The sequence below is a fragment of the Candidatus Pantoea formicae genome (assembly GCF_011752625.1).
GTDB lineage: Bacteria > Pseudomonadota > Gammaproteobacteria > Enterobacterales > Enterobacteriaceae > Pantoea > Pantoea formicae.
Genome location: NZ_VWXD01000002.1, coordinates 237197 through 262536 on the forward strand (window position 1 = coordinate 237197; position 25340 = coordinate 262536).

Here is a 25340-nt window from a genome sequence, read left to right on the forward strand (position 1 = left end):
CCTGATTTGACTGCGATCACACAGCAGCAAATCAAGGACTTAGCATAAGCTTCGAACAAATCTTAATTTAGCGAAATGACACTATTTGCGATTTGTTGCGCCGTTTGCTGCCAGCCGATAGCGAGCGTGCGCACCAGCGCGTCATAACCGTCTTCTGTTTGCGGCAGTGTCAGATTAAAGCCATGTTTGATTAGACGCCCTTGATGTTGCAGCAACCACTCGCCGCTCACCACCACCTGACCATCGTAACGTCCCTGGAATCCGGTGACATTCACTGTCAGTGTATCGTGAGTGTCTCCTAGCGGTGTGCTGGCAACGAGACGGCCTGGCAAGGCTTTGCTTAGGTTGGTCACCAGCGTTTGCTGCAGTTGTTGATCTAAGGGGCTGGCCCAAAGATTATTCGCCGCAATCACGTATTTCACATCACTGGTTTGGTACACCAAGCCGTTCCCCGCCATAAAATCGGGTACGGTGACCTGTTCGACCCAAATCATTGGCTGGTTGCCGTTAGCTGTGCTTTCCACCCGCGCCATATTGCTGCCCGAAGGCAGCTGATAATAGGTATTTTCAATCGTACTGCTGCAGCCTGCCAACAGTAGCAGCGCAGCCATAATCAGCCCTTTTCTCACTGTTTCGCCCTCTTTGGCTGGGGATCCTGGCCCGGTTTGGCTTCAAACACCAACGCGTTGCTCTTGGTATTGAGCGTTTTCAGCACTGGCTGCAACTCGCGCAGCACCTGATCAAGCCGCTGCATGTCACCCACCAGCTTGTTGTAGGCTGGCGATCCTGGTTGCAGACCTTTCATGCTGCGATTCAGCTCACGCAAGGTTTGCTGCATATCTGCTGGCAGCGTTTTCATTGCCGGGCTGGCCGTGATTTGATTGAGGTTATCCAGTGTCTTCTGCAACTGTTGCAGCGTGCGCTGGCTCTCTTTCAAGGTTCCCGTCGCTTCATTCAACATTGGATTGAGTGGCAGACCGTTGATCTTATCCAGTGCCGCCATCAGTTTCTGTTGAATCTGGTTCAGGCCACCGCTGACGGTTGGGATGACTTCCAAGCCCGCCACTTCATTCGGCCCTTTATACGCTGGGGCGTTGTCATAGAAATCCAAATCAACAAACAGCGCACCCGACAGCAGATTGCCGGTTTTCAATGTCGCACGCAGACCACGCTTCTTACCGTCTTGCAGGTGCTGTTCAAGGTTGAAGTCGCCACCCAGTCGATTGATAAAGCGGTCCGGCTCAATACGAATTAGCACCGGTACGCGATAGTCCGTATTCAGTGCCTGATTCACACCCGGAATCGTGTAAGGCACCTGGGAAACGGTTCCCAGACGAATACCCCGGAACTCAACCGGTGCGCCCACCTGCAGACCACGAATGGAATCGGTAAAGAACAGCAGGAAGTCGGTGTGATTGGTGTACAACGAGTCCTGAATGCTGCGTTGATCGTCAAACAGATGGTATTCCGCTTTGTTTTCAGCGACCTGCCCCAGCTCAGCGCCGTCTGGTACGTCGAAACTCACACCACCGCTAAAGAGCGTGGTTAATGAGCCCATTTCCACACGCATACCTGAGGCTGACATATCCACGGCGATCCCGCTGTCCTTCCAGAAACGTACATTGGTGGTCACCAGACGGTCATAAGGGGCCGCAATAAACAGCTGATACGTCATCATGCGCTTGTCAGTATCGAAGGTACTGGTTTCCACCGTCCCTACACGATAGCCGCGGAACAATACCGGATCGCCTGCGTTTAACTGCCCCGCTTTCTTACTGTCGAGGGTCACACGAATACCCTTGGCATCCGGTGGTGCCAGCGGTGGCGCATCCAGCAGCGAATAGCGCTCGGGCTGATCGCCCTTAGTGCCCGGTTGCAGTTCAATATAGGCACCTGACAGCAAGGTGCCGAGGCCAGTGATGCCCTCACGACCAATCTGCGGCTTTACTACCCAGAATACGCTGTCACCATGCAGCAGCTTTTCCATACCCGAATTGAGTCGAGCCTTGATCTCAACATGATGCAGATCGTCAGTCAGCACGGCGCTCTCCACCACGCCGACATTCACACTGCGGCTTTTGATGGTGGTTTTTCCGGCCTCAATACCCTCAGCGCTCTCGGTGATCAACGTCACTTCCGGGCCTTGATGGCTAAAATGATAAAACAGGATCCATCCGCCAATTAATAGCGTGACGATGGGTACAATCCAGACCGGTGACCAGCGTTTTATCTGGTCAACTTCAGCAGTCCCGTGATGGTTGTCCGTCAAGACGCGGCTCCTTACGTTCAGTTTCCCGTAGTCGATCCCAAATCAGGCGCGGATCAAATGTCATGGCTGCAAACATAGTGAGAATCACCACCATGGCAAACAGCAGCGCGCCTGGCGCAGGATAAACACTCATCAACCGTCCCATGCGCACTAACGCGGACAGTACGGCTATTACAAACACATCAATCATTGACCAGCGGCCAACAAACTCCACCACCTCATAAACCAGGTGCATTTTCTCATCATCACGCTGACCACGGCCGCTGGCATGCCAGCATAGCCAGGCAATCGCCAGCATCTTTAGCGAAGGCACCATAATACTGGCGATAAAGATCACCAGCGCTACCGGCCATGAACCATCGCTCCACAGTAAAATCACGCCTGCCATAATATTGGAGGGATACTGGGAGCCAAGCGTTTCAGTCACCATGATGGGCATAATGTTAGAGGGAATATAGAGCATCACCGAGGTGATCAGCAGCGCCAGCGTCCATTGCAAACTGTGCTTACGACGCGGCTGTGCGGTCACACCACAACGCGGGCAATCAACCTGAGCGACGGGTAATATCGCGGTACAACAAGGGCAACTGCGCAATCCTTGCTTCAGGCCGCTGGTACCCGCAATGGGTATCATAGGCAGAGGCGGAAGCGGATCGATGGATTGCCACATCCAGCGGCGGTCAACACACTGGAAGGCGCGCAACTGCAAGAGACAAAACAGGCACCATGGCCAAAAACTAATGCCAAGACCAATCTCACCATAGGCCATGAGTTTGACAAAACTCACCAGCACGCCGGCCATAAAGATCTCAGCCATACCCCAGCTACGTAAATGAAAAAGAATACGCGCTAACCCAAGACGCAGGCTGTGCGGCATGCGCACCCGATTCACCAGCAGAATAATGCTCAACATGCAGAAGGCAGGAATGCCTTGCACAAAAAGCAGGAACAGCGTGGCCAAACTGCGATAGTCCTCGCGGTCCATCACTTCCGGGATTTCAGGCAGCGAAATCTGACTACTCAAGCCAGCGACATGCATAGTGATGAAGGGAAAAAGGTTCGCCAGTACTAGCATGAACAGTGCCGCGCAAGCATACCCAGTAGGACGTTTGCGCGGTTCATGCCAGTTAGCTGTCAGTGTGGTGTGACAACGGGGACAACGCGCCCGACTGCCCACCGGCACGGCAGGCAGTTTGACGGTTAAATCACATTGTGGACAGAGTATCCACTGCTGCGCCTGGCCCGTTGCACACATGATCACTTCCTCTGTATTACGCGCCGTTTTTCAGCGCTTCCAGCTCTTCCCAGCGTTCGAAGGCCACTTCCAACTCCTGCTCCGTTTGCGCTAACGCATCCAGAACCGGCTGGGTTTTATCGTGTGGCTGGCTGAAGAAGTCAGGATGGCTCATCTTCGCCTGCAGTTCACCAATACGCGTTTCCAGTTGCTCCAGTTTCTGTGGCAACTGTTCCAGTTCACGCGTCAGGTTATAACTGAGTTTGTTCGCGCTACGTTTGGGCTCCTGACTTTTATCTGCCGCTTTAGGCGCAGCGGATGACGTTTTCACCGTGGCGGATTTGGTTTGCTTATAGGCACTACGCTGCAGCTGCGCATCGTGATAGCCGCCCACAAAGGCACCAATCTCACCGTTGCCTTCAAAGATCCAGCATTCGGTGACGGTGTTATCGACGAATTGACGATCGTGGCTCACCAGCATGACGGTGCCCTGATAACCATCCACCAGCTCTTCCAGCAGCTCCAGCGTTTCCACGTCGAGGTCGTTGGTCGGTTCATCAAGAATCAACAGGTTGCTGGGCTTCAGGAACAGACGTGCCAGCAGCAGGCGGTTACGCTCACCACCGGACAATGCACGTACAGGCGTCATCGCGCGTTTTGGATGGAACAGGAAGTCCTGCAGATAACCCAGCACATGGCGCGGCTTGCCGTTCACCATGACTTCTTGCTTACCCTCAGCAAGGTTATCCATCACGGTACGATCCGGATCCAGTTCAGCACGGTGCTGATCGAAGTACGCGATCTCCAGCTTAGTCCCGCAGTGCACGCGACCACTGTCCGCTTTTAACTCATCCAGCATCAGACGCAGTAAGGTGGTTTTACCACAGCCGTTCGGACCAATCAGGGCGATCTTATCGCCGCGCTGCACCTGTGTGGAGAAATCACGCACCAACGTTTTGCCATCCACGCTGTAGTTGACGTTTTCCATCTCAAACACAATCTTGCCTGAGCGCGCCGCTTCGCCGACCTGCATGTTGGCTTTGCCCATCACATCACGGCGTTCTGAACGTTCACGACGCAGCGCTTTTAATGCGCGCACGCGGCCTTCATTACGGGTACGGCGCGCTTTGATGCCCTGGCGAATCCAGACTTCTTCCTGCGCCAGCTTGCGGTCAAACTCCGCGTTCTGCATCTCTTCGACGCGCAGTGCTTCTTCTTTACCCAGCAGGAATTGATCGTAATCGCCCGGCCAGGAAACCAGTTTACCGCGGTCGAGATCGACAATACGCGTCGCCATATTGCGGATAAACGAACGGTCGTGCGAGATAAACACGATGCTGCCTGTAAAGGTCTTGAGGAAGGTTTCCAGCCAGTTGATAGTTTCAATATCGAGGTGGTTAGTCGGTTCATCAAGCATCAGCACGCGTGGATTGCTCACCAGCGCACGGCCCAGCGCGGCTTTACGCAGCCAACCACCGGAGAGTGAGGAAAGCTCAGTGTCAGCTTCCAGACCAATCTGCTGCAATACGTCATTGATACGGCTATCGAGCTGCCACAAATTCTGATGGTCCAGAATGGTTTGCAGACGGCCCATCTCGTTGAGGTTTTTCTCGCTCGGATCTTCCATCACCAGATGGGAAATCGCATGGTAGGCTTTCAGATGCTCGGCCTGTTCCGCCACGCCCTCAGCCACGAAATCGTAGACTGAACCGGTAATGTTGCGCGGTGGGTCCTGTTGCAGACGTGCCACAACCAAATCTTGTTCGTAAATAATGCGGCCATCATCCAGCGGTTGTTCGCCGTTGATGATTTTCATTAGTGTGGATTTACCGGCACCGTTACGGCCCACCAGACAGACGCGTTCGCCCTCTTCGATGTGCAGTTCGGTGTTATCCAACAGCGGCGCATCGCTGAATGAGAGGTAAGCGCCATGGATACTGATCAGTGACATAAAACTTATTCCTTACCGGCGTGGCTAACCAGCCAGCAGTTGTGAATTTGACGGTTGCGTGCGAAATCTTGCGACAACGTTTTTTGGGTAATTTCCTGCGCCTGCAGACCGAGAGCAGCTAAGCCGTCGAGGTCCATTTTGAAGCCGCGCTTGTTATTCGAGAACATAATGGTGCCACCGCGACGCAGCAGACGTTTCAGATTCTGCATCAGCATCATGTGGTCACGCTGCACGTCAAAATCGTCTTCCATTCGTTTGGAGTTCGAGAACGTCGGCGGATCGATGAAGATCAAATCAAATTGTTCGTCGCTGTCACGCAGCCAACTCAGGCAATCGGCGTGCATCAGTCGATGCTGACGTCCGGTCAGACCGTTAAGACGCAGGTTGCGCTCGGCCCACTCCAGATAGGTACGCGACATATCGACGGTGGTGGTGGTTTTCGCGCCGCCTAATCCCGCGTGCACACTGGCGGTACCGGTGTAAGCAAACAGGTTCAGGAAGTCTTTGCCAGCGCTCATTTTGCCCAGCATCTGACGCGCCAGACGGTGATCAAGGAACAAACCGGTGTCAAGATAATCGGTCAGATTCACCAGCAGGCGCGCGTCAAACTCCTGCACTTCGAAGAAGTCGCCCTTCTCGCCCAGTTTTTGATACTGATTTTTTCCTTTCTGGCGTTCGCGGGTTTTCATCACCAGGTGGTTGGCCGGGATCTCCAGCACGCTCAAGGTTGCGCTGATCACATCGAACAGACGCTGACGCGCTTTGTTAACATCCACGGTTTTGGGTGGGGCATACTCCTGAATCACCACCCAGTCGCCGTAACGGTCTACCGCGACGTTGTATTCTGGCAGGTCGGCATCATACAGGCGATAGCATTCAATGTTGGACTGCTTCGCCCACTTTTCCAGCTTCTTGATGTTCTTACGCAGACGGTTGGCAAAGTCTTCGGCAATCTGCGCACTGCCTTCTCCGCTGGTCGCGGCCAGCTGATAGTTTTTCTGCACACATTCAAGTGGGCCATTTTTGGCTTTGAACTGGCGATCGGCACGCAGTTGCAAACAGCTCAGCAATTCCGGTGACGCACTGAACAGTGACAGATTCCAGCCACCAAATTGCTGCTTCATGATGCGTCCCAGCAGGCTGTGCAACGCAATCAACGCCGGTTCACTTTCCAGACGCTCACCGTAAGGCGGGTTGCTCAGCACGGTGCCGGTGATCTCCTGGCCTGCCAGCGGGTTCTTCAGCTTAATCACATCCTGCTGGGCAAAGGTGAACAGTTCGAATACCCCTGCACGACGCGCATTGGCACGCGCGGATTCCAGCACACGGCTGTCATTGTCGTAACCGAAGAAACGCGCGGTGGTGGCCGCCGTGCCCACACGGGCACGCTCTTTCGCCTCAGCCAAGACCTCTTGCCAGACCGCCTGATTATGGTTTTTCCAGCGGTTGAAGCCCCAATGGGTACGCAGCAGGCCCGGCGCGCGATCGGTGGCGATCAATGCCGCTTCCAGCAGTAAAGTACCGGAACCGCACATCGGATCGATCAATGGCGTGGTGCTCTGCCAGCCAGAACGCATCACAATCGCGGCTGCCAGCGTTTCTTTCAGCGGTGCCTGACCGGTTTGCTGGCGATAGCCACGCTGATGCAGCGCATCACCGCTCAGATCCAGTGCGATGCTGACACGATCTTTATTCAACCAGGCATTAACACGGATGCCCGGCTGTTCACGATCCACGCTTGGACGCTCCAGATTCTGACGCGTAAAGCTATCAACAATCGCATCCTTGATACGCAACGCACCAAACTGACTGTTGCGGATTACCTCGTTCGTGCCGCTAAAGTGAATGGCAAAGCTGGTATTGCTGTCGAACATCTCGGTCCAGGGAATGCTCTGCGCACCCACATACAGATCGAGATCGCTCCAGACGCCAAATTCTCCCAGCGGCAGCAAAATACGCGAAGCCAGTCGGCTCCACAGCAGGCTTTGGTACATGACACGGTCATCGGCACGGAAGTGGACGCCGCCCTGCACCACCTGCAAATCCTGCGCACCCAGCGCGTCTAGCTCAGTTTTTAACAGCTCTTCGAGCCCACGCGCCGTACTGGCAAACAGAGAATTCATATCGTCACTTTTTACTCTTGCTAAAATTGTTGCGCATTATAGCGAATCAGCGTCCTATGTCATAAAGTTAGCTTCTTTTTGTCAGTCTGGAGGTGCGATGATCACCCTGTCCCGTCTTTATATTCACCCGGTCAAATCCATGCGTGGCTTGCAACTGTCTCATGCACAGGTGCTGGAGAGCGGTTTAGGGTTTGATCGTATCTTTATGGTGACCGAACTGGACGGCACTTTTATCACCGCAAGACAATATCCAGAGATGGTACGTTTTACCCCGGCATTGTTGCCTGACGGCCTGTTTCTGAATGCGCCGGATGGCACTCAGGCGCTGGTGCGCTTTAGCGACTTCACCTCACAGCCATCACCGACTGAAGTCTGGGGCAACCATTTCACCTCATATATTGCCCCAGACGAGATAAACCATTGGTTGAGCAATTTCTTTCCCCGCCCGGTACAACTGCGCTGGACCGGATTAACACCGACACGGCGTGTAAAACGCTTTGACGATGTGCCTCTGAGTTTCGCTGATGGTTTCCCCTTCCTGCTGGTGAATATGGCGTCATTGCAGGATCTGCAACAACGTTGCCCAGCCAGTGTTCGTGTTGAGCAATTCCGTCCTAATCTGGTGGTCAGCGGCGCCGACGCCTGGGATGAAGATAGCTGGAAGCGGGTGAAAATTGGCGATATTACCTTCGAAATGCCCAAACCTTGTAGCCGCTGCGTCTTTACGACCGTGGGAACAGAAAGCGGGCGTAAGCACTCGGAAGGTGAACCCCTCGCCACGCTTCAACGCTTCCGTAGCGGCCAGGATGGCAGTGGGGATATTGATTTTGGCTTGAATCTTATTGCGCTGAACAGCGGTGTTATTCGCGTAGGCGACCGGGTGAGCGTGGTTGAACGCCAGACCCCGCGTGCCTATGGGCCAGGTTTGGTGGTTGAAACATTGAAACCTGCTGCCAGCCAACAAGCTGAAGTGGTGATTGGCTATCAGGGACGAGAATTTACCGGTGACAATCAGCAAGTGCTGCTAGAACAGCTGGAGATGCAGGGTTTTCGTATTCCCTACTCATGTCGCGCCGGGATTTGCGGCAGTTGCAAAATGACTTTGGTCAGTGGCGAGGTGAAAGCACTCAAGAAAAGCGCAGTGCGCACGGATGGCACCATTCTGAGCTGTAGCTGTATCCCAGTAGGCGATATCGAACTGGCGTAAACGCTTAAACCGCTCGCGCCAAATGGGCAGCTTGCTCCAACTGATGTGGGCGCAAACGATCGTTCATGATCTTGATTGCATCACCCAGCTGCATGCCTTTGCCTGCCACGGAAAGCGCATTTTGCGCCAGCAGACACAAAGCTGCATTTTCACCGCTTTCCACTACCAGCAGTTGCGCCTGCTCACCGCTGTCGGCCAGCGTCACCGCGACCATATCACCCGCGGTAGGTTGCCAGCTGTGCGCATGAGAGGTGAAATGCCAGCTTTTTGGCATCAGGGGTTTAAGAAAACGGCTGGCAACTAAGGCATTTAACACGAGTTCGGCACGTTGATCGCCTTTTAATCCGCTCTGACGGCAACGCTCTTCGAAAGTAAAATAGAGTGCGGCATCATCCACGCAAAAGCCGCTTTCATTAAAGGCATCCGGCGTCAGCATTTTACGTGAATAGCGCGAGCGAAATAGCATCCCATCAGCCAAATCCAGCATCATGCGGTCATGCTCTGCGTCAAAATACCAACGCCAGTTATCATCAGGTTTAAACTTCATGATATGCCCTGTAGTTATCGCTGCGCTAACCCCGTCATGCTTCACTTCTCAATTGCGCTGGCTAATGTTTTCACCCCAGCACTTACTTAAGTAAGTTCGAGGGATTCACTCACTTGCCGCCTTACTGTAAAGCGAATTATTTAGGGCTCTGAACGCTTAATTAAAAAAATATTGCGCTAAGGAAAAGCTGAAAAAAACATCAGCAGAACAAAATATAAACGAGCCGAAGGGATAAATAAACCCCCCGGCGCGGGAAAGTGAGAAATGTCTTAGAGGTGGGTCACGATATCTTTAATTAAACCCGGGCCTTTATAAATAAAACCGGAGTATATCTGCACCAAGGTAGCGCCTGCGGCGATTTTCTCACGCGCAGAAACCAGTGAATCAATACCACCGACACCAATAATAGGCAGGCGTCCTTGCAGCTCTAATGACAGACGGCGAATCACTTCAGTACTGCGCGACTGCACCGGGCGGCCACTTAATCCCCCCATTTCGTCTGCATATTTAAGCCCAGCAACCAGCGCGCGATCGAGGGTAGTATTTGTAGCAATCACACCATCAATTTCATGACGCACTAAGCTGTCGGCAACCTGGATCAATTCTTCCTCAGAAAGATCCGGCGCGATCTTCACCGCCACTGGAACATATTTAAGATGCCGTTCTTGCAGCTCTTTTTGTTTTAATTTGATGGCGGATAACAGATCGTCCAGCGCTTCGCCATATTGCAGCGTGCGTAATCCTGGCGTGTTGGGTGATGAAATATTGATGGCAATATAACCGGCATGGGCATACACCTTTTCCATGCAGATCAGATAATCGTCTTTGCCCTGCTCCACCGGCGTATCTTTATTTTTGCCAATATTGATACCAAGGATGCCTTTAAAACGCGCTTTTTTAACGTTCTCAACTAAGTGGTCAACGCCGTGGTTATTAAAGCCCATGCGATTGATAATCCCTTCCGCTTCCACTAAGCGGAACATCCTCGGCTTGTCATTACCTGGCTGCGGACGAGGCGTCACCGTTCCCACTTCAACGAAGCCAAAGCCCATCGAACCAAAGGCATCAATGCACTCCGCGTTCTTATCAAGCCCTGCAGCCAGTCCAAGTGCATTGGGAAAGGTTAATCCCATGCAGTTCACAGGACGTGACGGCAGCGACTGACGAATCAATCCCTCCAACGGTGTACCGCTGATGAAACGCAATTGTTGAAAGGTGAGTTCGTGCGCACGCTCTGGATCGAGCTTAAACAGTGCTGGCCGGACGATAGGATATAACATGCACTCTCCTGAATAGCGGAAGCAAGGGAAGTCGGGTGCACGAAATTTTGTGCGCCAGAATGGTAAAGGCCTCTGGCGCAAAAGTAAATTCAATCAGGTGAACAGGTGTTGATCAAAATCAGCGCTTAACGGTATAGCGCGCTAACAGGCTGCGGCTCGCCTTCAAGCCGTTGTAAAGCGTGGGATAATACCATTGCAGTTTCATGCGTTTACTCTCACTCGTCACTTTGCGGATCAGCTGGTCGATGGTGACATGCCACTCCTTTGGGACGTCAATGTTGTTTTTGCGCATCTCAATCAAACAACCATACATCACCGGTTCGTAATAGCGGTCCAGCAGCCATTCGTCGGCAGGCATTCCCCACGTTTGCATAAAACCTTCGCTGTTGCCGCGGGCAATAAAGTAATTTTCCACCCAGGCAAACGTCGCTTTACGTTGCGATAACGATGTCACCATAAATCGCTTGTAGTAATAGCTTTCGCCTGTGAGCACCACTTCCTGTGCTTGCATGTACAGGGCAAACATATAAGGCGCATCTTCATGGTTTTGAATCGGCAAAAACTGTACGCCCACGCGCTCAATGAGATGGCGGGAAACAATGCTGCTCCACAACACGCGGTGCGCAGATTGTTGGGTGATCATATTACGTAGCGTGGTACTCCCGCCCGGAAAAGCACCATGGATGTTGCGCTGGTGAAACAGCTGATACTGACGCTGGGCAACGGGCGAATCTGTAAACATTTTTGCGCCAAAGCAAAACAGCTCCATTTCAGGATGCTTTACCTTGGCACGACGGAAATCGGCAAACAGCGTTTTGCCGACGAAATCATCCGCATCCATAAAATAGATGAAATCCCCGGAGGCGATCTCCAGCCCACGCGTTCGCGCGGCGCTGACACCACCACGCTCAGCCTGCAACAGGTCGATTTGAGGATAGCGAGCGGCCATTGCCTGCAGCAGTGCAACGCTGTTATCCGTTGAGCCATCATCAATTACAATAATTTGCTCAGGGGGGGAAGATTGTCCCACCAGCGAATCCATTGCTTCCTCAAGCCACGGCGCACAGTTCCAATTCGGGATGATCACCGTGATGGTCGCAGCAGCCGCTTTCTGACTCTGGCCGTTCATTCTCTCTCCTCAACGCTAAAGCCTTTATTGAACGGCAGTTGCAGGCGCTTTAGCACCAGACTGTGCAACAAACAGCACACCGCCAGGTTCACCATGCCAATCAGACCAAGCCACATTAGATTCAACCAGCGATTTTGGTCCCAGCTAATCGGTAACAACGTACAGAGCCAAGCGATAAACCCGGCCACCACCCACACCAGCAGCACGTCTCGAGTTAACCAGGTGAAATGAATACCCGGAGCGAAACGGCGATGTACCAGCCACGCCCAACCCAACAGGTAGAACACGTTTTGACCTAACCACAACCAGCCAGTGCCGAGCGCACCAAAGTGAAGTGCTGCAAATATGTTGAGCGGTACCAGGATAACGGCAAAGCATGAGAAGCCTTTCACGTGTAGCTTGAGGTTGCCGTTGACGTACTGCAGGTGATAAAGCAAACCACAGATAGCCTGCACGCCACTGCCCAACGCATACAAACTCAGTACAAAAGACATCTCATTTACAACTTGCTGATTTTGTGTCCACGCCCACAACAGGGGGGCAGCAAAGCAAGCAATGGTGATGCTGAGTGGTGCCATGAAGATCGCTACCGCCTGTGTGGTGTAGCGATAAAGCACCAGCGACTGCGAATCACCCTCTTTCTTCGTTTTCATCCCGGTCATGCGTGGCACGATGGCCTGCATAATCGGGCTACTGAGTAAGATGATGCCGGTGGCTGCGGTCGCTACCACCGTAAAGGAACCGTACTCACTCAATGGCAGGGTTTTCGACAGCACCAGGCGGTCAATCTGAGAGATGAAAGTCCAGACCGCACTGGCGTAGGCTGCACTGAGTGCAAAGCGAATGAACGGCTTTAATACTTCTTTTAAATTCTCATGCTTCTGTTTGCGCGCAGAAGCTGGCACCAGTTGGAAACATTTGTAGATAAGGCAAACGGCTTCGGCAATTGAGACCAGTAACTGCCAGATAAAGAAGCTCAGCACCGGATTAGCAAACAACTGAATGACCACTACCGCACCAAAGGTACGTAGCGTCACGATCACCAGATTGACGCCATTCAGCCACACCTGATGTTCGAAACCCACGATCACGCTACGGTATGGGCTGGTTCGCCAACGAATGGCGGCAGTAATCACCATGATCGCCACGGCGGTGACCACATCAGAGGAAGGCAGATGCTGTGCGTCCAGCCAGTGATGCGCAATCCAGGGCGTTGCCAGCCAACCGATGACCACCAATATCACCGTGGAAATCAGGAAGAATTTGGACAGCGCGGCAAATAAAGAGGGGAACCAGATAAACTCAGATTGGTTGGCACGATAACGCGCGGCTTCACGCATCAGCGTGGTCGAGACACCCGCATCCAATAGCTGCAACCAGGTTAATAAAATCGAAAAGAATCCGACTAAACCATACGCTTCCATCCCCAAATGATGGATATAAAGCGGTACAACCAGAATACCCGAGAGCGTCAGGTAAATCTGGCCTACATAGTTGGCAATAGCGTTACGTTTAATTGACATAAGTATTGAGGCGTCTGGGAAATTTCGCTAAAAAATAGAGCCTGACACAGAACATCATGACTGCCTACCAGACTTATTCTTAATTTTATCCTTGGTGCTAAAATGACAATACAGGCATAACGACACACTTTTAAAAAAAAGCTTGTCAACGATGAAAAATAAACACCCTCCCTTCTTCTTATCGATAGCAGAAAGGATGACATTAAGATGAAATGCACATTACCTGAATCATTTTTAACAGCAAATAACGTAACGCTTACACTTTAAGTTCAACCGTCACTGATATGGCTATTTATCTGGCATGGAATAAAATGGAATTACGCCGCGCTTCGCAACGCTTTGTTCACTTTTATATTCTGTAATCGGATAAACATGTGTGGGCGGTGTATAAGTAGCCACTCTTTGATATTTGCTGGTTCATGCTGACCGCCTAAAAAACGAATGGCGTTAACCACATACTCGGGCACGGCGGTACCGTTATACAGTGAGAGATAAATCATCAAACGGAAAGAGTGCATTAAATACTCTTTCTCAAGTTTTTTTCTCAATGGAGAACGCCCTAACGCAACCTTTAACGTGCTGTAGGCACGCATAAATGCGTTATAGCGTTGCAGGAAATAGTCATCGCTTTTTCTGCTGTTCGTCAACGAACCGTGACGTACGCGCTGATGGTAATAAATTTCCTTACTCACCCATGCATGCTGCGAGCAAACATAGGCCGCCAGTGTGAACTGATGATCCTCATGCACACGGTCACGAAAACGCATCCGATGTTGTTCTACCAAGTTTCTTTTTACAGCATAACTCCAAGCGGCTGAGGTATAGCTGCCGTTGCACAGCAGGCTTGAGAACACCTGTTGAGAGGCCTGTTTACCCACCATATTATGTTGGACTTTAGAGCGAGTGATGTGCCGCTGGCCCTCTTCAAACATCTGCGAGTTAAAGCAAAAGAGCTCCGTTTCTGGATGCGCTAAGAAAACCTGTTGCAGTTCATGCACAAACCCATCAACAACGATATCATCCGGATCGCAAAAGAAAAGAAATTCACCTTGTGCTGCTTCAATCCCCGTATCGCGTGCTTGGCCAGCACCGCCATTGACCGTGGTGATAATTTTCACCTGAGGCAAATGGCCATAATGCTGATTGACTAATGCCAGTGTTCCATCTGTTGAGCCATCATTAACGATAATAATCTCATTGGGTGCGCTTATTTGTTTCAACAACGCGTCCACGCACTCAACAATATAGGTTTCCACATTATAGGTAGGAATAATCACAGATAACAGAATGTTAGACATAAACGCTCCCCGAATACGGTTAAAAGAAAATGAAAATACCACAGTGAAAAGTCCCTGTGTAAAAGCATTGCGTCAAAGAGTTAAACGCAATATAAACGACCAGTTTTTAAATTCTGGTTCAGTTAAGCAGATGGATTTTTTATTTTACAGGACCAATAAATAATTAAGTTAATTAAATCATTCTCGACACATTACTCTTACTAACCTCTTCATGTGCTCAACCTAAAATCGCATTAATACTATTTAGCTTTGTCGCAACTCTGAGGGGGAAGTTACATATTTATGTGTACACCAATGTAAGCAAATGCGTACTCATGAAAAATAAGAAGTTAGGCGAAATGTTTCTATTGAGAAATAACATTAAACGGTAGCTAAACGATGAAGCACTCGATGCTGATTTATCTCATCTTTTTTTAACGTCATAACAGCATGCGCTCATGTTAATTCTCCCACCGCCCATCAGCCTATTTTTAACCAAACGTAACCGTGGTTACACTTACCTTAGGCTCGATATATCATTTCAGGGATAATCATTAGCCACGGATTGATTCGCTGCCATTAATCAATGAAGCGGGTCGCAATCGCTGTTTTTAAGATTATTCGTAAATGGCTTATACCAGCTCAATGACCAAGGCGCTGAGGGCAAGCGCCTATTTGCACTTTCCACCTTTTGATTGCCAGATAAATCATTTAAGCCCATCCCCCTGCTCTGCCAGTATTGACCACATCAGTTCTCAATAACAGATAATCAATAACTTTCAGTTATAAGGAGTGACCATGCGAGTTATTACGCTGGCGGGCAGCCCTCGCTTCCCTTCACGCTCTACCGCGCTGCTGAGCCTGTGCCAGCACGCCCTTGAAGCACGCGGTGTGGAAGTCATTCCGTGGAATATTCATAACTTCCAGCCAGAAGACCTGCTTTATGCACGCTTTGACTCTCCCGCGTTGGCGGCACTCAAAGCAGACCTGCTGTTAGCGGATGGCCTGATTGTCGCGACCCCTATCTATAAAGCCTCGTTTTCCGGTGCGTTGAAAACGTTGCTCGACCTGCTGCCAGAACGTGCACTCGAGCATAAAGTGGTTCTGCCATTAGCCAGTGGCGGCAGTGCATCACATCTGTTAGCAGTGGATTACGCCCTCAAACCCGTGCTCAATGCGCTGAAAGCGCAAGAAGTGCTGCACGGCGTATTTGCCACTGACGGCCAAATCATAAATTACGACCGTCAGCCGGAGTTAGATCAGCAACTCGCTGAGCGCCTTGATGATGCGCTGGATACCTTCTGGCACGCGCTGCATCGTCGCCACCCACCCTACGCCCAAGCGGTATAAAGGAAGAGTAATGAAAAGGATGTTTACAGGTTTACTGTTGCCGGCATTTGCTGCCCTGTTTGCCATCAGCGCCACGGCAGCCGATGCCCCTGCTGAGTTGCGGATTGGCTATCAAAAGGGGTCGGTCAGCATGGTGTTAGCCAAGTCGCATCAACTGCTGGAGCAACGCTTTCCGCACACCCACATCAAGTGGATCGAGTTTCCTGCGGGGCCACAGATGTTGGAAGCCTTAAACGTCGACAGTATTGATTTGGGCAGCACCGGTGATATTCCCCCGCTCTTTGCCCAAGCTGCGGGGGCCGATTTGCTCTACGTGGGTGCTGAGCCACCGAAGCCACAGGCTGAAGTCATTCTGGTACCGAAAGACAGCCCGATTCACAGCGTGGCCGATCTGAAAGGCCATAAAGTCGCCTTCCAGAAAGGCTCCAGCTCGCACAACTTGTTACTGCGCGCGCTGGAGCAAGCAGGGCTGAGTTTTAAAGACATTCAGCCCACGTATCTGACGCCAGCAGATGCGCGTGCCGCATTCCAACAGGGTGATGTCGATGCCTGGGCGATTTGGGACCCTTACTACTCTGCCGCGCTATTGCAAGGCAATGTGCGGGTGCTGGTTGATGGCAGCAAACTTAATCAGACCGGTTCCTTCTATTTAGCCACGCGCCCCTACACCGAAGCCCATGGTCCGTTTGTACAACAGGTTCTACAGGTCTTTAGCGAGGCCGATGCGCTAACCCTTAGCCACCGCGACCAGAGTATTGATTTGCTGGCACAAGCGATGGGGTTACCTAAGCCGGTTATCGCCAGTTACCTTGACCACCGTCCACCGACCACTATTACGCCGGTCAGCGCCCACACCGCGCAGGCCCAACAGCAAACGGCCGATCTGTTTTATGCCAACCATTTGATGCCGGTAAAAGTGAATATCGCTGACCGCATCTGGCATCCACAATCTGCCCAGCCATAAGGAATTGAATCATGAGCGTATCCGTATTCTGGTTTCTCCCTACTCACGGCGATGGACACTACCTCGGCACCGCTGAAGGTTCACGCCCGGTTGACCACGGTTACCTGCAGCAAATTGCTCAGGCCGCCGATCGTCTCGGTTTTGGCGGCGTGCTGATCCCGACTGGCCGCTCTTGCGAGGATGCATGGCTGGTGGCTGCGTCACTGATTCCGGTCACACAGCGTTTACGTTTTCTGGTGGCGCTGCGTCCTGGGGTGATTTCACCCACGCAAGCTGCACGCCAGGCCGCCACACTGGATCGTCTGTCAAATGGTCGCGCACTGTTTAACCTGGTGACGGGAGGTGATCCCGAAGAACTGGCGGGCGACGGCGTGTTCCTTGATCACCGTGAGCGTTACGAGGAGTCCGCTGAGTTCACTCGCGTGTGGCGTCGCGTCTCCGAAGGTGAAACCGTTGACTATGAAGGTAAGCACGTCAAAGTACGGGGTGCGCGCCTGATGTTCAAACCGGTACAGCAACCGCGTCCCCCCCTGTGGTTTGGCGGTTCATCGGATGCAGCACAAGACCTCGCTGCGGAACAAGTCGATGTCTATCTCACCTGGGGTGAGCCGCCAGCCTTAGTCAAAGAAAAGATTGAACAAGTGCAGGCAAAAGCCGCAGCACAAGGACGCAAAGTGCGTTTCGGTATTCGTTTGCATGTGATTGTGCGTGAAACCAATGCGGAAGCGTGGCAGGCAGCCGAACGCCTGATTGCGCATCTTGACGATGCCACCATTGCCAAAGCACAAGCGGCATTTGCCCGTACTGATTCAGTGGGACAACAACGCATGGCAGCGCTGCATGGCGGCCGTCGTGATAAGTTGGAGATCAGCCCCAATCTGTGGGCAGGTGTGGGACTCGTACGTGGCGGTGCGGGTACTGCGCTGGTCGGTGACGGCCCCACTGTCGCCGCACGCATGCAGGAGTATCAGGATCTCGGTATTGAAACCTTTATCCTTTCGGGCTATCCGCATCTTGAAGAAGCTTACCGCGTCGGTGAACTGCTCTTCCCACACCTCGATTTAGCTGTACCAGAAGTGCCAAAACCGCGCGTAGTGCAAGCCCACGGCGAAGCGGTGGCGAACGATTTCACGCCGCAAAAAGTGTCACAGAGTTAAGGGGTTCAAGATGGCTAAAGTTCAAAAACAGCTGAGTAATGCGCTGCTCCCTTGGGTGTTGCCCGTGCTGCTGGTTGCCGTCTGGCAGCTGGCTTCACAAATTGGCTGGCTCTCGACGCGCATTCTGCCTTCACCTGAAAATATCGTTATCACCTTTTGGAGTCTAACGGTTAGCGGTGAACTGTGGCAGAACCTGGCGATCAGCAGTTGGCGTGCCGCCATCGGTTTCGCTATTGGTGGGTCGATCGGCCTGATTCTCGGTTTGATTACTGGCACCTCACGGATCGGTGAACGCTTACTGGATACCTCAGTGCAAATGCTGCGTAACGTGCCGCATCTGGCCCTGATTCCGCTGGTCATCTTGTGGTTCGGCATCGACGAATCGGCAAAAATTTTCCTGGTGGCACTCGGCACACTGTTCCCGATTTATCTCAACACCTACCACGGTATCCGCAATATCGACCGTGGCTTGGTTGAGATGGCACGCAGCTATGGTCTCTCCGGTTGGAGCCTGTTTATTCAGGTGATCCTGCCGGGTGCGCTGCCATCCATCATGGTGGGAGTGCGTTTTGCCCTTGGATTAATGTGGTTGACGCTGATTGTTGCGGAGACCATCTCCGCTAACTCAGGCATTGGTTATCTGGCCATGAATGCCCGTGAATTCCTGCAAACCGATGTGGTGGTGGTTGCCATCATTCTCTATGCGCTACTCGGCAAGCTGGCCGATGTCGCCGCCCAACTGCTGGAGCGCGTATGGCTGCGCTGGCATCCAGCGTACCAATTGAAGGAGACCGCATGAGCAACGTAACTTTGAGTCCATCACGTCTAAACAGCGGTACGCCCGTCGGTGTCAACGGCGTCAGCAAACTTTATGGCGACCGCACGATTCTCAATAACATCGATCTGCACATCCCGGCGGGACAATTTGTGGCAGTTGTTGGCCGCAGTGGCTGCGGTAAAAGTACCTTACTGCGTCTGCTTGCCGGTCTGGAATCCACCACCCGCGGCGAGTTACTGGCAGGCACTGCGCCGCTGGCTGATGCACGCGAAGATACGCGCTTGATGTTTCAGGATGCCCGTCTGCTGCCGTGGAAAAAAGTGATTGATAATGTCGGACTGGGTTTGAAAGGGCGTGAGTGGCGTACCGCCGCGCTAGAAGCCCTTGAAGCCGTCGGCCTGGCCGACCGCGCCAATGAGTGGCCTGCCGCCTTATCTGGCGGACAAAAACAGCGTGTGGCCTTAGCCCGTGCGCTGATCCACCGTCCCGGCTTATTGTTGCTGGATGAACCCTTGGGGGCGTTGGATGCTCTGACCCGTATTGAAATGCAGGGGCTGATCGAGTCCTTGTGGCAGCAGCATAACTTCACCGTGCTGCTGGTCACACATGACGTGAGCGAAGCCGTCGCTATTGCCGATCGCGTGCTGCTGATTGAAGAGGGGAAAATTGGCTTGGACTTAACAGTGGATTTGGCACGACCTCGCCGCCGTGGGTCGGCGCGCTTAGCCGAGTTAGAAGCCGAAGTGTTAGATCGTGTGATGAAGCGAAATCACTCTGACCAACCGCTGAAATTCGCCCAGCAGCGTTAAGGCAAAATTGCGCCGACACAGACAGCAACGCTGTGGCGGCGCAGTTCTATTGCGCGGTTTTTATTTATGCATTCAAGGCTTTACTGATCTTCTCATACAGATCGCCTGACAGCTTATCCAACCCTTTTAAGGTCTCCAGCGCCTGACGCATCAGCGCCTGACGACCGGCATCGTAGCGCTTTAAGCGAATCAGCGGCTCAATCATTCGCGCAGCAACTTGCGGATTACGTGTGTTGAGGTCGGTCAACATCTCCACCAGGAACTGATAGCCACTGCCATCTTTGGCATGGAATGCCGCTGGATTGCCCGAGGCAAAGGCACCAATCAGAGAGCGGATACGGTTCGGGTTGCCCATGGTGAATGAGCGGTGATTGAGCAGCTTACGCACATGACTCAACACATCCTCCGCTGGACTGGTCGCCTGCAATACAAACCATTTATCCATCACCAGACCATCCTGATGCCACTGCTCATCATAAGCAGCCAGTAAGGCTGCACGACAAGGCAGTTGTGCAGCAACCGCTGCCGAGAGCGCCGCCAGCGCATCCGTCATATTGTTGGCATTATGGTACTGCGCCTGCACCAATTTATCCGCCTGCTCCGCATCTGCAAATGCCAGATAGCTCAAGCAGACGTTCTTCAGTGCGCGTCGACCAATTTCCGCATGTTCAACTTTGTACTCCTGGCTTTGATTGGCCAGATACACCGCGTAAAACTCATCACTGAGCTCCGTCGCCAGCGCGTGCACCAGCGCGGTTCGCACTGCGGAGATAGCAAGAGGATCGATCACGTCAAACAGTTCAGCGATTTCGTTCTCAGAAGGCAGCGAGAGGATCAGTGCCATCAAGGCCGGATCGCCCTGCTGATCCAGCAGCACGGCACGGAAAGCGTCGGCGACATGAAGCGGCAGTGACAATGGCTGTCCCTGCTGATGGCGTGCCACATTCAGGCGAATGTAGGTGGCCAACAGGCTTTGTGCGGCATCCCAGCGGGAGAAATCATTGCGCGCGTGGCGCATCAGGAATGTCAGCTGCGCATCGCTCCATTTATAGTCGAGCTTCACCGGCGCAGAAAATTCGCGCAGCAGTGACGGCACTGGCTGGAAGTGAACGTTATCGAAAATAAAGGTCTGGAACTCTTCGGTGACATTCAGCACGTGATGCACCGGATGGCCGTTGTGCTGCAACGGAATCACCTTGCCTTCGTTGTCGTACAGTTCGATATCCAGCGGAATGTGCAGCGGTAACTTTTCTTTCTGCTCGGCCGTTGCCGGCGTATGCTGCGTCACATGCAACGTGTACTGTTCCAGCTCTGGATTGTAGTCATCACGCACCGTCAGCACCGGTGTACCCGCTTGACTGTACCAGCGACGGAACTGCGACAGATCGACATTAGACGCATCTTCCATCGCCTGCACGAAATCGTCGCAGGTCGCGGCACTACCATCATGACGTTCGAAGTAAAGTTGCATGCCTTTCTGGAAATTCTCTTCACCCAGTAGGGTATGCATCATGCGAATGACTTCAGAGCCTTTCTCGTAAACGGTCAAGGTATAGAAGTTGTTCATCTCGATGACTTGATCGGGACGGATCGGATGCGCCATTGGGCTGGCATCTTCGGCAAACTGCGCGCCGCGCATCACACGTACGTTGTCGATACGGTTTACCGCACGCGAGCCGAGATCAGAACTGAACTCCTGGTCACGGAATACCGTTAAGCCCTCTTTCAGGCTGAGCTGGAACCAGTCACGACAGGTGACGCGGTTGCCGGTCCAGTTATGGAAATATTCATGCCCAATCACCGCCTCAATGCCGAGGTAATCTTTATCGGTCGCGGTTTCGGCTTTCGCCAGCACATATTTGGAGTTAAAGACGTTAAGGCCCTTATTCTCCATCGCGCCCATATTGAAGAAATCCACCGCAACGATCATGAAGATATCGAGGTCATATTCCAGATTGAAGCGCTCTTCATCCCACTTCATGCTGGCTTTCAATGAGGTCATCGCCCAGTCGGCGCGATCGAGATTGCCACGATCGACAAAGATCTCCAGCGCCACATCACGGCCTGAGCGCGTGGTAAAGCTATCACGCAGCACATCAAAGTCACCGGCCACCAAGGCAAACAGGTAGCAAGGTTTCGGGAACGGATCCTGCCACTTCACCCAGTGACGACCATCCTCGTGACGACCACTCTCCAGTTTGTTGCCGTTTGACAGCAAGAACGGATATTTCGCGGCATCAGCAATAATGGTGGTGGTAAAACGTGCCAGCACATCTGGGCGATCAAGATACCAGGTAATATGGCGGAAACCTTCAGCCTCACACTGGGTACAGAGCGCATCACCCGACTTGTAGAGCCCTTCCAGCGCGGTGTTTTTGTCCGGATGGATGTCATTAATGAGGGTCAGCGTAAAGTTTTCCGGCAGTTGGCTTAACACCAACGCACCTTCTTCCTCACGATAGTGTGACCAAGGATTGCCATCCACTGCCAGCGAGATCAGCGTGAGATCTTCGCCATCAAGACGCAGGTCAGCATCCGCAGCACCGAGACGCTTCACCTGACTGACGGCGGTCACGCGCGTGGAAGCCGCATCGAGGTCAAAAGTCAGGTCAATATCAGTGATGGTGTAATCGGGCGCACGATAGTCGTGGCGATATTTAATTTGCGGCTGTTGCGTCATAAGTCCTTCTCGCATCGTTGAAATGTCTACCCGTCAAAGTCTAAGCGGGTTGTGCCTTCGTTGCCACGCACAATGCGTGCCTTTGCTGAAAAGGCTACAATTCATTAACAATGGCACAAATGACCCTCGACCTGCCACCCGCAATTATGGTGTGATCCCGGTCATTACTGTTTTATACTCCTGCGTCTTTATGACTTTGTTGACACCGGGCTCTGCTCCGCGGAAGAGGATGCTGAAACGCACCATGACTGGACACGCTTCCCCGATTTTGACCACGCTGCTTGATACCGATGCGTATAAGCTTCATATGCAGCAGGCCGTTTATCATCGTTATTACGATGTCCCGGTTACGGCAGAATTTCGCTGTCGCGGCGATGAATTACTCGGCCAGTATGCCGATGAGATTCGTGCGCAAATCGATATGCTGCCCTCCCTCGCCCTGAGCGACGACGAATACAACTACCTCAGCGGCTTACCTTTCTTTGAAACCGACTACCTCAACTGGCTGCGTCAATTCCGTTTTGATCCTTCCCAAGTCCATGTCCGTAATGACAATGGCCGTCTGACCATTCAGATCAGTGGTCCGTGGCGCGAAGTGATTTTATGGGAAGTGCCGCTGCTGGCGCTGATCAGTGAAGTGGTACACCGCCATCGCACACCACAGATGGGTGTTGAGCAAGCCGTCGCACACTTGCAACACAAGCTGGTGGATTTCCGTCAACAGGTAGGCGACCTTGATATGTCGCGCTTCCAACTCATGGATTTCGGCACTCGCCGTCGTTACTCCAAAGGGGTGCAGGAAGCGATTGTCAGTACCCTTAAAGCTGAATTCCCGTGGTTGGTCGGAACCAGTAATTACGATCTGGCGCGCCGCTTACAGCTTAATCCTGTTGGGACCCAAGCTCATGAGTGGTTCCAGGCACACCAGCAGATCAGTCCTGTATTGGCAAACAGCCAGCGTGCGGCTTTGCAATCGTGGCTGGATGAGTACGATGACCAGCTCGGCATTGCGTTGACAGACTGCATCACCATGGATGCCTTCCTGCGTGATTTCGGTCCAGGCTTTGCAAATCGCTATCAAGGCTTACGCCATGATTCGGGTGATCCGGTGGAATGGGGTGAAAAGGCCATTGCGCACTACCAGCGTCTGGATATTGACCCTAGAAGCAAAACGCTGGTGTTCTCAGACAACCTCAATCTGGATAAAGCCCTGGTGCTCTATCGTCACTTTGGCCAGCGAGCCAATGTGGTATTTGGCATCGGCACACGCCTCACCTGCGATATCCCTGGCGTTACGCCACTCAATATTGTGATTAAACTGGTGAGCTGCAATGGCAAACCGGTGGCGAAACTTTCCGACAGTCCGGGTAAAACCATCTGCCAGGATAAAGCTTTTGTCCGCGCCCTGCGCAAAGCTTTTGACCTTCCACTGGTGAAAAGAGCCAGCTAATTGATGATGCAGGGTGCTCACACCCTGCTCTCTTGCAACAAATCTCCCCTGCTCCCGGCAAAATTGCTTGTTTCCTGTTGGCTCGCAAGTAACATAGCAAAACCCTAATTTGGGCTTTTATCCACTTCTATATATAGAGAGATATTTATGAGCGTAGTGCCTGTAGCGGATGTACTGCACGGCCGTGTCGCGGTTGACAGTGAAGTCACCGTACGTGGTTGGGTGCGTACCCGAAGAGATTCCAAAGCCGGTCTTTCCTTTATCGCCGTTTATGACGGTTCCTGCTTTAATCCCGTTCAGGCCGTCGTCAATAATTCTCTGAATAATTATCAGGATGAAGTGCTGCGTCTGACCACGGGCTGTTCTGTGATCGTCACCGGTAAAGTGGTTGAATCCCCTGGTGAAGGCCAGGCATTCGAACTGCAGGCGACCAACGTAGAAGTCACCGGCTGGGTAGACGATCCGGACACCTATCCGATGGCGGCAAAACGCCACAGTATCGAATACCTGCGTGAAGTGGCACACCTGCGCCCACGCACTAACCTGGTCGGTGCGGTAGCCCGTACACGCCACACGCTGGCGCAGGCGTTGCATCGCTTCTTCCATGAGAACGGCTATTTCTGGGTTTCTACCCCGCTGATCACCGCTTCAGATACCGAAGGTGCGGGCGAGATGTTCCGTGTTTCTACGCTGGACATGGAAAACCTGCCGCGCGATCCACAGGGCAAAGTCGATTACGATAAAGACTTCTTTGGCAAAGAGGCTTTCCTGACGGTTTCCGGTCAGCTGAACGCCGAAACTTATGCCTGTGCGCTGTCAAAAGTTTATACTTTTGGCCCAACCTTCCGTGCAGAAAACTCCAACACCAGCCGTCACTTAGCGGAATTCTGGATGCTGGAGCCTGAGGTTGCCTTCGCTAACCTGGACGACGCCGCCGCGCTGGCAGAAGCCATGCTGAAATATGTGTTCAAAGCCGTATTGGAAGAGCGTGCTGATGACATGGCGTTCTTTGCGGAGCGCGTAGACAAAGATGCGATTGCTCGCTTAGAACGTTTTGTCACAACCGATTTCGCGCAGGTGGACTACACCGATGCGGTCGACATTCTGCTGAAAAGCGGTCAGACATTCGAAAACCCGGTCTCCTGGGGCGTGGATCTTTCCTCCGAACATGAACGTTACCTCGCAGAGAAACATTTCAAGGCGCCGGTGGTGGTGAAGAACTACCCGAAAGACATCAAAGCCTTCTATATGCGTATGAACGACGATGGTAAAACCGTGGCAGCGATGGATGTTCTGGCGCCGGGTATTGGTGAAATTATCGGTGGTTCACAGCGTGAAGAGCGTCTGGATGTACTGGATGCGCGTCTGGCAGAAATGGGCCTGAATAAAGAAGATTACTGGTGGTATCGTGACCTGCGTCGTTATGGCACCGTTCCACATGCTGGCTTCGGATTAGGTTTCGAACGATTAATCGCCTATGTCACCGGCGTACAAAATGTAAGGGATGTTATCCCCTTCCCACGTACTCCACGTAACGCCAATTTCTAAAATTCGCGATTAAATATAAGTAATTCATATATATAACGAGGTCGGCACTGCCGGCCTTTTTTAT

The 25340-nt window shown here is 52.4% G+C and carries 19 protein-coding genes; 8 read left to right on the forward strand and 11 right to left on the reverse strand.

The window, feature by feature from the left end:
- Positions 1 to 62 precede the first annotated feature (62 nt).
- The 5 genes from pqiC to rlmKL are packed head-to-tail and all read right to left on the reverse strand — an operon-like array spanning position 63 to position 7577.
- Positions 63 to 629: a membrane integrity-associated transporter subunit PqiC gene (gene pqiC / locus F3J38_RS05835; RefSeq protein WP_167135976.1), complete on the reverse strand. Its 567-nt coding sequence runs from the start codon at positions 627 to 629 to the stop codon at positions 63 to 65.
- Entirely contained in the window at positions 626 to 2269 is a 1644-nt protein-coding gene (pqiB, locus tag F3J38_RS05840) for an intermembrane transport protein PqiB (protein ID WP_167135978.1), read from the reverse strand. The genes pqiC and pqiB overlap by 4 nt, the downstream gene beginning before the upstream one ends.
- Positions 2241 to 3524, reverse strand: a complete 1284-nt coding sequence (gene pqiA / locus F3J38_RS05845; protein ID WP_167135980.1) for a membrane integrity-associated transporter subunit PqiA — start codon at positions 3522 to 3524, stop codon at positions 2241 to 2243. Before pqiA ends, pqiB begins: the two co-directional genes overlap by 29 nt.
- A gap of 16 nt (positions 3525 to 3540) precedes the next feature.
- Positions 3541 to 5454 carry an ABC transporter ATP-binding protein gene (locus tag F3J38_RS05850; protein ID WP_167135982.1) on the reverse strand — a complete coding sequence of 638 codons (1914 nt, stop codon included), beginning with the start codon at positions 5452 to 5454 and terminating at the stop codon, positions 3541 to 3543.
- Positions 5455 to 5459: 5 nt separating this feature from the next.
- Positions 5460 to 7577, reverse strand: a complete 2118-nt coding sequence (gene rlmKL / locus F3J38_RS05855; RefSeq protein WP_167135984.1) for a bifunctional 23S rRNA (guanine(2069)-N(7))-methyltransferase RlmK/23S rRNA (guanine(2445)-N(2))-methyltransferase RlmL — start codon at positions 7575 to 7577, stop codon at positions 5460 to 5462.
- 97 nt (positions 7578 to 7674) lie between these two features.
- On the opposite strand from rlmKL, the gene F3J38_RS05860 reads away from it, so the two are divergent.
- On the forward strand, positions 7675 to 8784 hold the full coding sequence (locus tag F3J38_RS05860; RefSeq protein WP_167135986.1) for a YcbX family protein: 1110 nt from the start codon (positions 7675 to 7677) through the stop codon (positions 8782 to 8784).
- Positions 8785 to 8788: 4 nt separating this feature from the next.
- Here the strand turns inward: F3J38_RS05860 and F3J38_RS05865 are convergent, their stop codons facing one another.
- The 5 genes from F3J38_RS05865 to F3J38_RS05885 all read right to left on the reverse strand — a co-directional run bounded on the left by F3J38_RS05865 (position 8789) and on the right by F3J38_RS05885 (position 14561).
- Complete coding sequence (locus F3J38_RS05865; RefSeq protein WP_084934691.1) at positions 8789 to 9331, reverse strand: cell division protein ZapC; 543 nt, start codon at positions 9329 to 9331, stop codon at positions 8789 to 8791.
- Positions 9332 to 9600: 269 nt separating this feature from the next.
- The gene (gene pyrD, locus F3J38_RS05870; protein WP_084934692.1) at positions 9601 to 10611 is read right to left on the reverse strand and encodes a quinone-dependent dihydroorotate dehydrogenase; all 1011 of its coding nucleotides are present in this window, start codon (positions 10609 to 10611) and stop codon (positions 9601 to 9603) included.
- A gap of 118 nt (positions 10612 to 10729) precedes the next feature.
- Positions 10730 to 11740: a glycosyltransferase family 2 protein gene (locus tag F3J38_RS05875; protein ID WP_167135988.1), complete on the reverse strand. Its 1011-nt coding sequence runs from the start codon at positions 11738 to 11740 to the stop codon at positions 10730 to 10732.
- Positions 11737 to 13263, reverse strand: a complete 1527-nt coding sequence (locus tag F3J38_RS05880) for a lipopolysaccharide biosynthesis protein (RefSeq protein WP_167135990.1) — start codon at positions 13261 to 13263, stop codon at positions 11737 to 11739. Before F3J38_RS05880 ends, F3J38_RS05875 begins: the two co-directional genes overlap by 4 nt.
- A gap of 317 nt (positions 13264 to 13580) precedes the next feature.
- A complete protein-coding gene (locus F3J38_RS05885) occupies positions 13581 to 14561 on the reverse strand; it encodes a glycosyltransferase family 2 protein (RefSeq protein ID WP_167135992.1) in 981 nt (326 codons plus the stop codon).
- A gap of 777 nt (positions 14562 to 15338) precedes the next feature.
- Between F3J38_RS05885 and ssuE the strand changes: the two genes are divergently transcribed.
- Genes ssuE through ssuB form a run of 5 tightly spaced genes read left to right on the forward strand, consistent with a single transcriptional unit; the run spans position 15339 to position 19598 of the window.
- Positions 15339 to 15890, forward strand: a complete 552-nt coding sequence (gene ssuE / locus F3J38_RS05890; protein WP_167135994.1) for an NADPH-dependent FMN reductase — start codon at positions 15339 to 15341, stop codon at positions 15888 to 15890.
- Between the two features lie 10 nt (positions 15891 to 15900).
- Complete coding sequence (locus F3J38_RS05895; RefSeq protein ID WP_167135996.1) at positions 15901 to 16854, forward strand: sulfonate ABC transporter substrate-binding protein; 954 nt, start codon at positions 15901 to 15903, stop codon at positions 16852 to 16854.
- An 11-nt stretch (positions 16855 to 16865) separates the two neighbouring features.
- Positions 16866 to 18011 carry an FMNH2-dependent alkanesulfonate monooxygenase gene (gene ssuD, locus F3J38_RS05900; RefSeq protein WP_167135998.1) on the forward strand — a complete coding sequence of 382 codons (1146 nt, stop codon included), beginning with the start codon at positions 16866 to 16868 and terminating at the stop codon, positions 18009 to 18011.
- A 10-nt stretch (positions 18012 to 18021) separates the two neighbouring features.
- Positions 18022 to 18810, forward strand: a complete 789-nt coding sequence (gene ssuC / locus F3J38_RS05905; protein WP_167136000.1) for an aliphatic sulfonate ABC transporter permease SsuC — start codon at positions 18022 to 18024, stop codon at positions 18808 to 18810.
- Positions 18807 to 19598 carry an aliphatic sulfonates ABC transporter ATP-binding protein gene (ssuB, locus tag F3J38_RS05910; RefSeq protein ID WP_167136002.1) on the forward strand — a complete coding sequence of 264 codons (792 nt, stop codon included), beginning with the start codon at positions 18807 to 18809 and terminating at the stop codon, positions 19596 to 19598. Before ssuC ends, ssuB begins: the two co-directional genes overlap by 4 nt.
- A gap of 64 nt (positions 19599 to 19662) precedes the next feature.
- Here ssuB and pepN read toward each other — a convergent pair whose 3' ends face one another.
- A complete protein-coding gene (gene pepN, locus F3J38_RS05915; RefSeq protein WP_167136004.1) occupies positions 19663 to 22278 on the reverse strand; it encodes an aminopeptidase N in 2616 nt (871 codons plus the stop codon).
- A gap of 244 nt (positions 22279 to 22522) precedes the next feature.
- On the opposite strand from pepN, the gene pncB reads away from it, so the two are divergent.
- Both pncB and asnS read left to right on the forward strand, forming a co-directional pair.
- Positions 22523 to 23728: a nicotinate phosphoribosyltransferase gene (gene pncB / locus F3J38_RS05920; RefSeq protein WP_167137068.1), complete on the forward strand. Its 1206-nt coding sequence runs from the start codon at positions 22523 to 22525 to the stop codon at positions 23726 to 23728.
- A gap of 147 nt (positions 23729 to 23875) precedes the next feature.
- On the forward strand, positions 23876 to 25276 hold the full coding sequence (asnS, locus tag F3J38_RS05925) for an asparagine--tRNA ligase (protein ID WP_167136007.1): 1401 nt from the start codon (positions 23876 to 23878) through the stop codon (positions 25274 to 25276).
- Positions 25277 to 25340: the final 64 nt, after the last annotated feature.

Bases quoted from the DNA above. Each gene is read 5' to 3' on its own strand.
- ssuE (WP_167135994.1), top strand. From the start codon at position 15,339: ATGCGAGTTATTACGCTGGCGGGCAGCCCTCGCTTCCCTTCACGCTCT.
- asnS (WP_167136007.1), top strand. From the start codon at position 23,876: ATGAGCGTAGTGCCTGTAGCGGATGTACTGCACGGCCGTGTCGCGGTT.
- pyrD (WP_084934692.1), bottom strand. From the start codon at position 10,611: ATGTTATATCCTATCGTCCGGCCAGCACTGTTTAAGCTCGATCCAGAG.
- ssuB (WP_167136002.1), top strand. From the start codon at position 18,807: ATGAGCAACGTAACTTTGAGTCCATCACGTCTAAACAGCGGTACGCCC.
- F3J38_RS05885 (WP_167135992.1), bottom strand. From the start codon at position 14,561: ATGTCTAACATTCTGTTATCTGTGATTATTCCTACCTATAATGTGGAA.
- ssuC (WP_167136000.1), top strand. From the start codon at position 18,022: ATGGCTAAAGTTCAAAAACAGCTGAGTAATGCGCTGCTCCCTTGGGTG.
- F3J38_RS05860 (WP_167135986.1), top strand. From the start codon at position 7,675: ATGATCACCCTGTCCCGTCTTTATATTCACCCGGTCAAATCCATGCGT.
- F3J38_RS05850 (WP_167135982.1), bottom strand. From the start codon at position 5,454: ATGTCACTGATCAGTATCCATGGCGCTTACCTCTCATTCAGCGATGCG.
- pepN (WP_167136004.1), bottom strand. From the start codon at position 22,278: ATGACGCAACAGCCGCAAATTAAATATCGCCACGACTATCGTGCGCCC.
- F3J38_RS05895 (WP_167135996.1), top strand. From the start codon at position 15,901: ATGAAAAGGATGTTTACAGGTTTACTGTTGCCGGCATTTGCTGCCCTG.
- F3J38_RS05875 (WP_167135988.1), bottom strand. From the start codon at position 11,740: ATGAACGGCCAGAGTCAGAAAGCGGCTGCTGCGACCATCACGGTGATC.
- ssuD (WP_167135998.1), top strand. From the start codon at position 16,866: ATGAGCGTATCCGTATTCTGGTTTCTCCCTACTCACGGCGATGGACAC.
- rlmKL (WP_167135984.1), bottom strand. From the start codon at position 7,577: ATGAATTCTCTGTTTGCCAGTACGGCGCGTGGGCTCGAAGAGCTGTTA.
- pqiA (WP_167135980.1), bottom strand. From the start codon at position 3,524: ATGTGTGCAACGGGCCAGGCGCAGCAGTGGATACTCTGTCCACAATGT.
- F3J38_RS05880 (WP_167135990.1), bottom strand. From the start codon at position 13,263: ATGTCAATTAAACGTAACGCTATTGCCAACTATGTAGGCCAGATTTAC.
- pncB (WP_167137068.1), top strand. From the start codon at position 22,523: ATGACTGGACACGCTTCCCCGATTTTGACCACGCTGCTTGATACCGAT.
- F3J38_RS05865 (WP_084934691.1), bottom strand. From the start codon at position 9,331: ATGAAGTTTAAACCTGATGATAACTGGCGTTGGTATTTTGACGCAGAG.